Origin of the sequence: Micromonospora sp. CA-248212, assembly GCF_050948405.1 — a bacterium.
Lineage (GTDB): Bacteria > Actinomycetota > Actinomycetes > Mycobacteriales > Micromonosporaceae > Micromonospora.
On the sequence record NZ_CP192023.1, the window covers coordinates 551,188 to 565,089 of the forward strand.

The window sequence follows — 13,902 nt, forward strand, 5'->3', positions numbered from 1 at the left end:
AACTGTTCACCCCCGCTGCGCCCGTTTCTCATCAAGCTCGCCTGGTGAGTTCGCCAACGGCCGGCAGGGTCACTGAACGGCCGCGCCCACCGGCGTGCCACAGCACCTGTAGACCGGAGCGCTGGCATGCCCGCAACCGCTCGGTGGCCCCGCCGCGTCGTGATCTCGGCGGCGTTCACCCTCACCCTGCTCGCCACGGCGGTCCCCGCCGACGCCCACCCGTACGGCTATCCGCAGACCGTGACCGTTGCGGCGGACGCGGCCCGCCCCGACGTGGTCCACCTGACGTGGAAGCCCGGCGGCGTCGACGAGCTGACAGTGCTCGGCGTCCACCTCGGCCTTTTGCCGCAGGACCGTGTCCTGCTCGACGGGGCTGTCGACACCCGGGACAAGGACGCGACGATCCTCGCCGGATCTAAGCCGTTCGCCGACTACCTGCTCAAGCAGATGACCGTCAGCAACGCCGGTCGGGCGTGCGCCGGCACCGTCAAAAAGGCGGGCGACCTCGCCGCCTCCGGTGTGGACGTCCATTACACCTGCTGGGGTGCCGTCGGCATCGCCCGCGTCGAGGTCCGGATGCTGACCGACCTCGACCCCGCGTACCGCACCGTGGCGACCGGGCCCAAGGGCAAACGCCAGGTGTACGGCACCGACGAGTACTCCCACGACTGGCTGCTCGGCGACGTGCCCCCGCCAGCGGCTGCCACCGGCGGGACGGGCCACGCCCAGAGCACCACCCGGCGGCTCGTCATGAGCGTCGGCCCGCTGCTGCTCGTCGGGGCCGTCGGGTCGTTGCTGCGACGCCAGGTACGTCGTCGACGGGTCACCCGCGCCCGACCGTCGTCCTGAGACCGGCCGCCACCAGGGCGGCCCCTCTGCCCGCCGCAGTCGGCACCCACGGCGTCGGCGGTTCCTCGCACCCAACAAAGGAGAAACCCCGCCATGACGCACGACAGACGTGCGCGCCGGAAGCGAACACGCGGACTGCTGTCCGCGATGGCGCTCATTCTCATCGCCGGACCGGCGACGACCCTGCATCCGGCGTTGGCCGGAGCGGAGGCCGTGCCGGCCAGCGCCACCACGCCGCTGATCAACCTGAGCGACGGGCAGAACGTCGAGGGCAAGGTGCCCGTCGTCGTCGAGCCGGTCACCGAGAACGACTCGGTGACCATGCTCGCCGTCGACGGCGACAAGATCAGCGCCGAGAAGACCGCCGGCACCGCCCACTTCGCGTTCGAGATGGGCGGCAACGGCACCGAGGCCCGGTACCGCAACTACCTCACGGTCAACGGGCACACGGCCGAGGCCGACCGGGTCTACTTCCCGGACATCCCGGGCGGGAGGGTCGGCACCCTCGACTTCCCGGGCGACTGGTTGAAGCCGGGCGCGAACACCGTCTCGGTCCACGCCGGTGCGAACTGGGTCGACACCACCACGAAGACGGCCGTCGGCTACCAGGAACTGCCGAACGGTGAGGGTGGCCGCTGCCCCAACTATGACGACTACGCGCTGAGCAGCATCAGCCTCAGCCTCCTCGGCGTGGTCGCCGACGGCGAGCAGAACCTGTTCAGCTACAACTTCGGCGACGGCACCTGCGGCAGCTCGGCGAAGCTGCTCAACCAGGACCTGACCTTCGTCATCTCCGGCGAACCGGGCAGCACGTCCGGCCTGCGTACCGACCTCGACACCACGAAGCTCACCAACGGTACGCACACCGTCAGCGCGACAAGCCTGTCGGGCGCGAAGACGAGCGTCACCGTCGACGTCAACAACGCCCCGGCCGGCGCGGCGGTGGTCACCCCCGGTGACGGTGCCCGCGTACGCGGAACGCAGCCGGTCATCGCCGCGCTCGCGTCCGCCGGCAAGGACAGCGTCGAGTCGCTCGCCATCGACGACAAGCCGGCCGAGAACGCGGAGATGCTGGCCGCCGGCACCGCCACCCTCGGCCTCGCGGTCGAGGCCGGCAACTCGGTCGAGGCCCGCTACCAGAACTACGCGCTGGTCAACGGCCACCGCGTCGACCTCGGCGGCGACTACGGCGCGCTCGGCGCAGAGGCCGTGAAGCTGGCGTTCCCGAACCGGTTCCTGCACCTCGGCGACAACGTCGTACAGGTGCGCACCGGCGACTACAACGGCACGCTCAACGGTGCTACCTGCGCCAACCACGACGACTTCAAGCTCACCCGGGAGGCCACCAGTCTCACGCTGAGCACGGCGGGCACGGTGACTGCCGGCACCACGTACCTGGTCACCACTAGCGGCACGACCGTGACGAAGGCGGAGACGACCGCCGCGTCCCTGGCGCTCGGCGACGGCACCTGCGGCGCGAACAAGGACGCCGAGTTCCACTTCACCGTCGCGGGCGCGCCGACCACGCGCACCGTCGACACCCTCGCCGCCGCCGGCGACGCGCACCTGAAGATGTTCGTCGGTGGCAACGGCAGCGACAACGGGTACGACAACAAGGTGCTGGTCAACGGCATCCCGCTGGAGATCGGGATGTGGGAGAAGGAGGTCGCCGACCTCGCCTTCCCGAACGAGTGGCTGGTGCCGGGCGTCAACGCCCTGGAGTTCGTGGCGGGCAGCGACCACGGCAGCGCCAAGCCGGCCGGCTGCGACAACTACGACGACTTCACCCTGCGGGACTTCGAACTCCTGCCCAGCGGCGCGAAGGCCACTCAGCTGACCCGCTCGGTCGCGCAGAGCACGGTCACCATCGGCTCGGCCACCTACCCGGCCGGCTCGCCCGTGACCACGTACCTCGGTGATGGCACCTGCGGCAGCAGCTTCAACGGCGTCCTCACCACGATGGTCCTGTTCGACGTCACCGCCCAGGACGGCTCGGCGCTGCCGGCGCTGGGCAAGCGCGCCGACGTGGACACCGCGACGATCGCGGACGGCGCCCACACCATCAAGGCGGTCGTCGGCGACAAGACCTCCACGCGGCGGTTCACCACCGACAACACCGCTCCGGAGATCGCCAGCAGCGTCCCGGCGGCCGGCCAGCGGCTGACGTCGACGGTGGCGCTCGACCTCACGGTGAAGGACGCCAGCGGCGTGGTCGGCACGCCCGCCATCACGCTCGACGGCGCGGCCGTCAAGCAGGGCGACCAGATCGGTCACGGCCTGCCGGCCGGCGAACACACCATCGCGATGACGGCGACCGACGCGCTCGGCAACACCGCGACCCGCGAGGTGCGCTTCAGCAGCGCGAGCATCCCGGACGTCCCGACCGAGCTGAACGCCACGATCAAGAACACCGACCCGCTCTCGGCGGAGCTGTCCGCCCGGATTCCCGGCACCGAGGGTGTCGGGCTGACCGCGACCTTCACCAAGGCCGACGTCGTCCTGCCGACCAAGGGTTACCAGGGCGAGGCGGCCGACGTGCCGACCACGCTCGACGTCCAGCATGACCGGAGCGTGGACGTCGCCTCGCTGCGTCCGCTCGACGGTTCGACCATCGACAGCCCGTCCAGCCGTGGGGTGGTCTTCCAGCGGTACGACCTGCCGCTGGGCGCCACCAAGCAGGAGCCGACGCTGCGCTGGTCGGGCAGCATCGACCCGGCGCGGATCGTGGCGCTGCGGGCCTGGAACCCGGCCACCGGAAAGTGGGTCGTGCTCACCAGTTCGCGGGGGAAGGCCGGGCAGGACACCGTCCTGACCGCGCCGGTCGAGGCGGGCTACCGCGACGGCGGTGTCGTGCACGTGCTGGTCACCGGCGAGGACCCGTTCGCCGACGACCTGTCGCCGCGCGACGCGACGGCGCAGAACGACAAGGACCGCTTCGAAGACCCCGCGTCGTACGACTTCTCGTTGGCGCACTTCACCGATACCCAGTACGTCACCGAGGGCGCGGCCGGCGGCACGTACGACGACTTCGACGGCAACGCCGAGCCCTCGGACGTCGAGACCGCCGAGGAGCAGGCGATCTGGTCGGCCGCGTACCGCGACCAGATGCAGTGGATCGCCGACAACGCGGACAGCCGCAAGATCGCGTACGCGGCGCACACCGGTGACGTCATCGAGAACGACTACTACGACCCGCTGGCGAAGAACCCGGACGGCTCGCTGAAGCGGCCCGGTCTGCACGAGCAGGTGCAGAAGGAACTCGCCACCGCCTCGGGTTTCCAGAAGATCCTCGACGACAACGGCGTCGTCAACCAGGTCATCGCGGGCAACCACGACGACCAGTTGGGCGCCGAGACCGGCCCCGACTCCCGGTTCAGCCGCACCTTCAGCGCCGACCGGTACTACGGGACGGCGAAGGCCTGGCCGAAGGGCACCGAGTACCACGCCTGGGACGAGCGGACGAACGCCGACGGCTCGGTCACGCCGGGTAAGGACAACCAGAACAACTACCTGCTGTTCTCCGCCGGTGGCCTGGACTTCGTGGTGGTCGGCCTGTCGTACGGCGTCACGCCGGCCGAGGCCAAGTGGGCTGACTCGATCTTCAAGCGGTACAAGGACCGCAACGGGATCCTGCTCTCGCACGACTACCTGAAGCCGTCGGCCAACCCCGACGGTCGCGGCGCGGACTTCTCCGCCCCGGACGGCTCGCCGCTGTTCAAGCAGGTCGTCGAGGCCAACCCGAACGTGTTCCTGGTACTCGCCGGGCATGAGCACGGCGTCGGCACCAACCTGAAGTCGAAGATCGGGGTGACGGTCAGCCACGACGTCGTCGAACTGCTGGCCGACTACCAGTTCTACACGGTCGCCGCCGCCGAGCTGTGGCCGAACCAGGTCGCCGCCGACGGCACCATCGATGTCAACGGCGACGGCACGCCGGACCACAAGGCCACCGACCGGTTGCAGTTCGGGGCGAGCTTCCTGCGGCTGCTCCAGTTCGACGTGGACCGGGCCGAGATGCACATCGACACGTACTCGCCGTTCCTGAAGAACTTCGGGGCGACCGAGTACGACATCCGCCAGGACGGCAGCCAGCCCAAGCCGCGCTACAACGGCGCGGAGGACAACCTGACCCTGCCGGTGGACCTCACCACCCGCAAGACGTCGTTCACCACCGACTCGCTCGCCGCGTACGTGCCGGCCGGCACGATCGGCACCGACGAGGTGACCTCGAACGACGTGGCCACGACGACGTGGGACAAGCTCCTGCCGGGCACCTCGTACGGCTGGATCGTGTCGGCGAAGAGCGCCGACGGCGGCGAGGCGGTGGCCCAGCCGGCGGTGTTCACGACCGCCAAGCGGGTCCCGACGATGACCGTCACCACCACCCCGACCGCCTGGGGCACAGCGGCGACGGTGACCGTCAAGGTCGCGGCCGGCAGCACGCCGGTCACCGGCGCGGTGGAGTTGCGCGAGGGTACGACCGTGCGCGGCTCGGCCACGCTGACCAACGGCACGGCGACGTTCACCCTGCCGGTGGGGTTGGCCGGCGGCCAGCACGCGCTGACCGCGTCGTACCCGGGTGACGACCACCTGACCGCGGTCGAGGCCACCGCCACCCTGACGGTGAACCTGCCGGCGCAGTGGAGTTCGTCGACGGTCTACAACGACGGCGACCGGGTGACCTACCAGGGCCGGGTCTTCCGGGCCTCCTGGTACACGAAGAACCAGAAGCCGGGCGCCGACGCCAACGGCGCGTGGCAGGAAATCGCCATGACCGAGGACGGCACCGCGATCTGGACCGCGTCGCGGATCTTCAACTCGGGCGAGTTCGCCATGTACGACGGTAGGAAGTGGCGGGCCCAGTGGTACACCCGCAACCAGAAGCCGGGTGACCGCAACGGGTCCTGGGAGGAGATCGCCCCGACCCCGCCGGACAACAGCCCGGCCGCCTGGACGCTGACCAAGGTGTACACGGCCGGCGACCGGGTGTCCTTCAAGGGCCACGTCTACGAGGCGAAATGGTGGACGCGCGGCCAGGAGCCGGGCGACCCGAACGGCCCCTGGAAGCTGATCAAGTAGGCAGGGTTCGCGTGAACACCGGCCCGGGACCGATTGCTGGTCCCGGGCCGGTGTGCGCGTTGATCGACTCGGGTTCCTGGAAGCCGGGGTGTCCCGAGCGCCCCGACACCCCGCCTTCCTGGACCACGAGTTGACCAAGGCCCGGGGCGCCTCGCTCACCGGGAGGAGCAGTTCTCGCTGACGTCGGGTCGGAGCCGGCGGAGCTGGTTCGCCAGCGTCCCGATCAGGGCCGCAGGGTGCGTCACCCGTCCGGTGGAGGCCATCCGTTCCGCCCGTTCTCACGTTTGCCCTGCCCCTACGCTTCGCCGGAGGCGGGCGCGGGCGGGGCGTCGGCCACTGTCGACACTGACGGAGGGCTGATGGCGTCGAGGCGTACACCTCGGGTTGTGGTTGCGGCGGTGGCCGGCGCGCTGTTGGCCCTCGGCGTGGTCGCGCCCGGCCCGGCCGCCGCGCCGCCGCGCGCGGCCCGGGCGGACGGTGACGTGGTCCCCGTGCCGCGCGAGCCGCGCCCACCGCTGCTCCCGGCCGACTTCCGGGGCACCGGCCGGTACGTCGTGCGGGACCTCGGCATCGACGTGCCGTTCAGCTGGCAGGGCCGCGACGGCAACAGTCAGATGGTCGCCGGCGGCCCCGAGCACCCGATCTGGTTCACGAACCTGATCTACGAGAACACGCTCTACACGCTCACTTACAAGTGGCCGAACATCCCGCTGTTCCCGCCGCGCCCGTGTAGCAAGGTGCCCGGGTTCTTCAACCGGCAGATCTTCAACGACAAGCTGAAGACGTCCCGCTATGTCGGGCCGGAGATCCTGCAGGGTGCGAACGACCGGCACGTGGACCACTGGCGGGTGGGAGTGGTCGGCGGCTCGACCGTGCCGGGGGAGTTCTTCCGGTTCCCGCTGGCGCTCGGCGACATCTACGTCGACCAGCGCGACCCGAGCCGGTGGTGGCAGGTGCTCCAGTTCGGCCTGCAGAACCTCTTCGACCCCGAGCTGGACGAGTGGTTCACGCTCGACACCTTCGACCACCACCCGGGCGAGGTGACCCTCCCCGACCGCTGCCCACCCCCCACCCCCACCCCCTAACCCCACCCCCACCCCCACCCCGACCGGCCCCCGCCGGTCCCCGACCAGCCCGGTGATCAAGAGGTTCGCGTCACCGATCGGGCGGAATTTGACGCGAACCTCTTGATCAACAGGGCCAGCCTGAGGGCGAGCCCTGGGGGTTACAGGGCGAAGAGGAGGGCGGCGTTTAGGAGGACCACTACGGCCGTCGCGAAGTGGATGCCGAAGGCCACGGCCTTCGTTCCGCCGTTGCGCAGCACGATGAGGGTGTCGCCCAGGGGGACGAGCGCGACGATCAGCATGTACCACGCGACCGCGTCGGCGGTGGTGAAGGCGATCAGGGCGAGGCCGAGCAGCCCGAAGGTGACGTCCTTGAGCCCTTTGACCGTCAGGTAGGCGATATCGCCGTCCGGCCGCACCGGTACGCCGTACCCGGCGGCTGCGGCCCGCGGCACCAGCAGGAACCGTGCGCCGATGAAGAGGACGAAGAGACTGAGTACGACGGCGAGCCCGTAGGCCAGGGGTGACAACATGATCCGCTCCAATTGCTAGCGCTGCTAGGTATAAGAGCGACGCTAGCAGAGCGCGGACAGATTCGCTAGCGGTGCTAGCATTGCTGTCATGTCGACTCAGACGCGCCGGGAGCGCGAGCGGGCGGAACGGGAACGCGCCATCGTCGCCGCCGCCCGGGAGTTAGCCCTGGCCGAAGGCTGGGACGCGGTGACAACCAGGCGGCTGGCCGCCGAGATCGAGTACAGCCAGCCCGTCCTCTACAGCCACTTCAAGGGCAAGGACGCCATCATGGCGGCGGTCGCCGTCGAGGGCTTCGCTGAACTGGCGACCGCGCTGGTGACCGCCCGTGCGGCCGCGGCCGACCCACGGCAGGCGGTCGCCGACGTCGCTGCGGCGTACGTCGCGTTCGCCGACCAGCGACCCGCCCTCTACGACGCGATGTTCACCCTCGCCGTGGACCTGCCGTTCGCCAGCTCGGACGTCCCGACCGATCTCGCCCGGGGTTTCGCCGAACTGGCCGAGACGGTACGGCCGTTCGCCGGCGACGCCGACCTGGAGACTCTCACCGAGACGTTCTGGAGCGGCCTGCACGGTCTGGTCACGCTCATGCGCAGCGCCCGCCTCCGCCGCGAAGGCCACGACCGCCGGCTGGCGGCGCTGGTCGACCGCTTCTCCCGCTGACCGAGGCCGGGTTCCAGGAAGGCGGGGTGTCCGGGCGCTCGGGACACCCCGGCCTCCAGGAAACCGAGTCGATCAAGCCGACAAAGCAAAAACGCAGGTCAGTCGAAGGACGGTAGGGACGGGCCGAGGACGTCGTCGGCGTCGACGATCGTGTACGCGTACCCCTGCTCGGCGAGGAAGCGCTGCCGGTGTGCCGCGTACTCGGTGTCGATCGTGTCCCGGGAGACGACCGTGTAGAAGTGCGCCTGCCGGCCGTCGGCCTTCGGACGCAGCACCCGACCCAACCGCTGGGCCTCCTCCTGCCGTGACCCGAACGTGCCGGACACCTGGATCGCCACCGCCGCCTCGGGCAGGTCGATGGAGAAGTTGCCGACCTTGGAGATCACCAACGTGCGTAGCTCGCCGGTGCGGAACGCGTCGAACAGCCGCTCGCGCTCCTTGTTGGTGGTGGAGCCCTGCACGATCGGCGCGTCCAGGTACTCGCCGATCTGGTGCAACTGGTCGATGTACGCGCCGATCACCAGCACCTGGTCGTTCGGGTGCCGGTCAACGAGGGCCTTGACCACGGGCAGCTTGGTGCGCGCGGTCGCCGCCATCCGGTAGCGTTCCTCGGCCTCCGCCGTCGCGTACGACATCCGCTCCGCGTCGGTCAGCGTCACCCGGACCTCGACACACTCGGCCGGGGCGATCCAGCCCTGCGACTCGATGTCCTTCCACGGCGCGTCGTACCGCTTCGGCCCGATCAGGCTGAACACGTCGCCCTCGCGGCCGTCCTCGCGTACCAGAGTGGCCGTCAGGCCCAGCCGGCGGCGGGCCTGGAGGTCCGCCGTGAAGCGGAAGATCGGCGCGGGCAGCAGGTGCACCTCGTCGTAGACGACCAGGCCCCAGTCGCGGGCGCCGAACAGGTCCAGGTGGGTGAACACGCCCCCCTTTCGGGAGGTGAGCACCTGGTACGTGGCGATGGTGACCGGGCGGATCTCCTTGCGCTCGCCCGAGTACTCGCCGATCTCCTCCTCGGTCAGCGACGTGCGGGCGATCAGCTCGCGCTTCCACTGCCGGCCGGCGACGGTGTTGGTGACCAGGATCAGCGTCGTCGCCTTCGCCTCGGCCATCGCCGCCGCGCCGACCAGGGTCTTGCCGGCCCCACAGGGCAACACGACCACGCCCGACCCGCCGGCCCAGAACGCCTCGACGGCCTCCCGCTGGTACGACCGCAGCGTCCACGGCTTGCGCCCGTCCTTGCCGGCCTCGGCCAGCTCGATCGGGTGCGCCTCGCCGTCCACGTAACCGGCCAGGTCCTCCGCCGGCCAGCCCAGCTTGAGCAGCGCCTGCTTGAGCCGGCCCCGCTCGGACGGGTGCACCCGGATCGTGTCGTCGTCGATCTTGTCGCCGAGCATGCCGGCGAGCTTCTTGCTCTTCGCCACCTCGATCAGCACCAGCCGGTCCAGCGCCCGCAGCACCAGCCCGTACGCGGGATCGTTGGCGAGTTGGAGCCGGCCGTACCGGTCCATCGTCTCGGCCACGTCCACCAGCAGCGCGTGTGGCACCGGGTAGCGCGAGTACTTGATCAGCGAGTCGACCACGCCCTCGGCGTCGTGCCCCGCCGCGCGGGCGTTCCACAACCCGAGCGGGGTCAGCCGGTACGTGTGCACGTGCTCCGGAGACCGTTCCAACTCGGCGAAGGGCGCGATCGCCATCCGGCAGGCCTGCGCGTCGGGGTGGTCGATCTCCAGCAGCAGCGTCTTGTCCGACTGCACGATCAGGGGTCCACCACTCACGCCAGCGTCCTCTCCTCGGTTGGCCGTCGGGACCGCCGCGGTCGCACACCCGCTGCGGGCCGACCATCCAGTGTTGCACGACGGGAAACGTCCCAAGAAAGATGCTCACCGGATGCAACCAGGACGGCACTTACGAACGTCTAGGAAAGGGACAACTGTCCAGGGGAGGTGCCATGCGGCGTGTCCGGCACACTTCCCGGCTGTTTGCCCTGGTGGTGGTCGTGCTGGTCGGTGCCGGCGCGTGCACGTTCGATCCGCGGTCCGGCGGGAGTGGTGGCGGGGGAGCCGCTCCGGTCGGTGCGGCGGAGCAGGCATCGGGGGCGAGCGGCACGTCCGGGCCGGCCCAGCACGGCCGGCCCACCACACCGTCGTCCGCCCCGAAACCCTCTCGAAAACCCACGCCGAAGCCGACCCGCGCGGCGTCGACCCCGAGCACCGGCGCGCCGACCGCCGCCGGCTGCCCACAGGGCCAGCACCAGCGCGCGGTGGAGACGTACCTCGCCCGCCTCGGCGGGTTCGGGGCCGTCACCGTCGACGGGCGGCAGTCCGCCGCCGACTGCGCCGCCATCAAGAAGTTCCAGCAGAGGTACGGCATTCGCCCCGTTGAGGGTCGCGCCGGACCGACCACCCTCGACGTGGCCCAGCGCCTCGCCACCACCGACACGACCCGCTGCCGGGCCGGCGCGGGCACCACGTTCTGCGTGGACCTGACCCGGCAGACCGTCTGGGCGATGCGGGGCGGCAAGGTGGTCATGGCGCCGACCGTGACCCGCACCGGAATGTCCGGCTTCCGCACCCCTTCCGGCACGTACACGGTCAACTTCCGTAACCCGAAGGAGTGGTCCGACCCGTACGAGGTGTGGCTGCCGTACTGGCAGCACTTCACCCAGGGCATGGGCTTCCACGAGACCACCACCTACCTGCACGACAAGTCGATCGGCTCGCACGGCTGCGTCAACCTCCTGCACGCCGACGCGGTCCGGATGTGGGAGCTGGGCAAGGTCGGCACCCGCGTGGTGCTGATCGGTCGCCGCCCCGGCACCTGAGCGACACGCCCTCCTTTCCGGGTTTTATCCCCTGTCGGACCGGTCACCGGAGTGTCACGCTGGGAGTCCAGGGCCGGATCGGGCGGGGAGGCTGGGTATGACGGTCGACCGTGAAGTGGTCGCGCAGTACGAGCAGGCGCCGCCCGACGAGGTGTCCCGCGCGACGGTGTTCGCGTACGCCTTCGCGGCGGCGCTGCTCTTCGGGTGGTTCCTCTTCGGGTGGCTGGTGCTCCAACAGGGCTTCGTCGACTCGGTCGGCGAGTCGGCCGGGGCCGGCTTCGCCCTCCTGCTGCTCATCTCGGTGGTCGGCACCGTACGACGCAGCCGCCGCTGAGCGACCACGGGAGAACGGAGCCGCTCAGTCCGCCAGCACCGCCGCGGTGATCCGGTGCAGCGCGAAGGTGTGCAGCATTTCGGTCCGCTCGTCCTCGGCGCGCAGGTAGCCCGCCCCGATCGAGACCGGCTTCACCAGCCGCGACGCGTTCGCCCCGTGGGCGTCCACATACCCGACCCAGACCAGCGCCCGGTCCCGGACCGCCTGCTGGAGCACGGCGAGCGCCTCGCTGTGCGTGTGCGCCGGCACCGGGCCACCGCCCAGCCCCGCCGCCCCACCCCGGACCACCGCCGGGGCGCGACGGGCCGCCCGCGCCGCCGCATCACCCCGCCGGATGTGCTCCACCACCCCGAGCAGCCGGGGCATCGGCAGCTTCGGGGTAACCAGCGGGTCCAGCGTCCTGGTGGTCACCCCTACCCGCGCCGGAGCGCGCCGGACCCGTGGCCGAATCAGCATCGTGCTGCCCATGCCGTCCTCCTGCACCGGCGCGTAGCCCGCCTCCCGCAGCGCGGTGAGCATCCGGCTGACCTGGTACGGGGTGGTCAACACCGTCGGCGCCAACCGACGCAGCGTCAGCGACTCCAGCCGCCGGTCGGCCAGCACCTCGGTGAGGAGCGCCTCGTCGTCGCTGCGCAGGTACGCCCCGGCCGAGCCGGCCCGCAGCCCGCCGTGCTTACGGGCCACGTCGTCCACCAGGTAGCTGAGCCCCTGCGGCACCGGGGTACGCGACCGGCGACGGAACAACTCGTGCAGGTCGTCGGCCGTGTAACCGGCGTCCAACGCCCGCCGGACGCTCGCCGTGGTGACCCGGTGCACACTCGCCCCGCCGGCCGACTCGAGTTCCGTCGTCGCCTCCAACTCGGCGGCGAGCGCCGGCTCGGGCGGGCCGGGCACCACCACGGTCAGGTCGGCCTGCACCAGGAAGTGGTCGACCGGGGCGGGCAGCAGCGCGTCCAACGCCCGCGCCGCACCGGACGGATCGCCACTCTCGGTGTCCGCGTGCAACCCCAGCGGGTCGCCGCCGGATTCGTCGGTCGACGTCAGCTCGCCCAGCAACAACCGTCCGTACGAGGTGAGCGCCCCCAGCCCGGTCATACCGAGCTGCGCCGCCTCGGCCAGCACCTCCCGGTGGGCGGCCTCCCGACCTCGGCTGCGCCGTGGCGTCCGCCAGTCCAGCAGGGCCTGCAACTCCTCCGGGGTGGGCGCGGTCGCCGGCTCCAGGTCGGCGAGCACCCCGAGCACCGCCCGGCGGGTTGCCGGCGCACCGGCCCGCTCGGCCTCCGCCGAGAGCGCGGTGATCGGCCGGTCCCGGTCGTCACGCCGCCCGACCAACCCCACCTGCCGGGTCATGGTCATCCAGGCGCGGGCCAGGTGCTCCCACCGTTGGGCCAGTGATCCGGCCCGCCACACCTCGTACCCGCCGGTCGGCAGCACCTGCTGGTCCGCCCCGTACCGACCGGTGGTCGCACCGGGCAGCTCCATCTCACCGGCGAGCCCCGCCGCGTACGCCACCTCGAGCAGCAGCGCGGTGGTCGGCTCGTCCAGGCCGGCGGTGCGGGCCAGCCGGCGCAGGTCGCGGACGCCGATGCCACCCGACCGCAGCACCGGGGCGGGTTCGGCGGCGAGCTGTTCCAGCAGTCCTTCGGTGTGCCGGACCACCTCCATGGTCTGCCCGGCGCCGGCCGAGTCGACCATCTTGGGCTCGCGGGGAGCGGCAGCCACCGACGGCGGGCTGGTCTGCAACGGCCCGAGCGGACCGCTGTCGCGCCGCAGCAGGAGGCCGACCTCGCGGGGCAGCTCGACGGTGCCGCCAGCCGTCCCCGAGCCGGCCGAGACGGTCACCAGCAGCCGATTGTCGACCAGCCAGCGCACCGGTGAGCCGGTGGGCGCGCCGCCGTTGATCGGGTCGGCGAGGACGGCGTCCTGCGCGCCGATCGCCGGTGCCTGCAACGCGCCCGGGGGCACGCTACCGACCGGCGGCCCGGCCGCCAGCCGGTCCAGGATCGCCCGGGCCGACGGGGGCGCCGCGAGCAGCGTCCGGCGCAGTTTCGCCGGGTCCGCGCAGAGGGCGGCCGCGCGAACGTCCAGGTCCGCGGCGGGCCGACCAAGTCCAGCGGGGTACGGGGAGACCTCGTCGACGGCGGCCGCCACGTACATGGCGTGCTCGGGGCCGTACAGCAGGAACAGCGCCCTCAGCCGGCCCACGGCGGCCCGGACCGCGGTCGGCGCCGGTGGGTGCGGCCCAGCGGTCGCCATGGCGAGAATCGTGTCGATGGCGGTCGTGCCCTCGTCCGGGTGCCGGGTGAGCCGGCCGGCGTCCAGGATCAGCAGGGTGAACTGGTCCAGCCCGTCCAGCGCGCGGGCCACCGAGACCCGGGACTGGGCGCGGATGGCCAGAGCGGAGATGTCGGCCGGCACGGGCACGACGAGGTCCGGCCGCAGTTGCAGGAGTGCGGCCAGGGACTCGTCGGGCAGCGACCGCAGATGGTCGGCGAGTGAGGTGGTCATCGTCTTTCCACGCTAGCCCGGGGTGGGCCGGTCGCGCCCCTCGGACGTAC

General features: G+C 71.3%; 9 protein-coding genes. 6 read left to right on the plus strand and 3 right to left on the minus strand.

Going from position 1 to position 13,902, the window contains the following annotated elements; translation table 11 throughout:
- Positions 1–126: 126 nt before the first annotated feature.
- From ACQP03_RS02615 to ACQP03_RS02625, 3 genes are all read left to right on the plus strand, one after another.
- Entirely contained in the window at positions 127–849 is a 723-nt protein-coding gene (locus ACQP03_RS02615; protein ID WP_433460129.1) for a hypothetical protein, read from the plus strand.
- A gap of 147 nt (positions 850–996) precedes the next feature.
- Positions 997–5,928 carry a carbohydrate-binding protein gene (locus ACQP03_RS02620; protein WP_433460131.1) on the plus strand — a complete coding sequence of 1,644 codons (4,932 nt, stop codon included), beginning with the start codon at positions 997–999 and terminating at the stop codon, positions 5,926–5,928.
- A 386-nt stretch (positions 5,929–6,314) separates the two neighbouring features.
- Positions 6,315–7,013 carry a hypothetical protein gene (locus tag ACQP03_RS02625; RefSeq protein ID WP_433460133.1) on the plus strand — a complete coding sequence of 233 codons (699 nt, stop codon included), beginning with the start codon at positions 6,315–6,317 and terminating at the stop codon, positions 7,011–7,013.
- A 140-nt stretch (positions 7,014–7,153) separates the two neighbouring features.
- On the opposite strand, the gene ACQP03_RS02630 is transcribed toward ACQP03_RS02625, so the two are convergent.
- A complete protein-coding gene (locus ACQP03_RS02630) occupies positions 7,154–7,525 on the minus strand; it encodes a DUF4267 domain-containing protein (RefSeq protein ID WP_355049204.1) in 372 nt (123 codons plus the stop codon).
- A gap of 88 nt (positions 7,526–7,613) precedes the next feature.
- On the opposite strand from ACQP03_RS02630, the gene ACQP03_RS02635 reads away from it, so the two are divergent.
- A complete protein-coding gene (locus ACQP03_RS02635; RefSeq protein WP_357123871.1) occupies positions 7,614–8,186 on the plus strand; it encodes a TetR/AcrR family transcriptional regulator in 573 nt (190 codons plus the stop codon).
- 98 nt (positions 8,187–8,284) lie between these two features.
- On the opposite strand, the gene ACQP03_RS02640 is transcribed toward ACQP03_RS02635, so the two are convergent.
- Positions 8,285–9,964, minus strand: coding sequence for a DNA repair helicase XPB (locus tag ACQP03_RS02640; RefSeq protein ID WP_357123874.1), 1,680 nt, complete (start codon positions 9,962–9,964; stop codon positions 8,285–8,287).
- Between the two features lie 173 nt (positions 9,965–10,137).
- On the opposite strand from ACQP03_RS02640, the gene ACQP03_RS02645 reads away from it, so the two are divergent.
- Complete coding sequence (locus tag ACQP03_RS02645) at positions 10,138–11,010, plus strand: L,D-transpeptidase family protein (RefSeq protein ID WP_357123877.1); 873 nt, start codon at positions 10,138–10,140, stop codon at positions 11,008–11,010.
- Between the two features lie 97 nt (positions 11,011–11,107).
- A complete protein-coding gene (locus ACQP03_RS02650; RefSeq protein ID WP_357123881.1) occupies positions 11,108–11,344 on the plus strand; it encodes a hypothetical protein in 237 nt (78 codons plus the stop codon).
- A gap of 24 nt (positions 11,345–11,368) precedes the next feature.
- On the opposite strand, the gene ACQP03_RS02655 is transcribed toward ACQP03_RS02650, so the two are convergent.
- Positions 11,369–13,852, minus strand: a complete 2,484-nt coding sequence (locus tag ACQP03_RS02655) for a helicase-associated domain-containing protein (protein WP_433460137.1) — start codon at positions 13,850–13,852, stop codon at positions 11,369–11,371.
- Between the last annotated feature and the right edge of the window lie 50 nt (positions 13,853–13,902).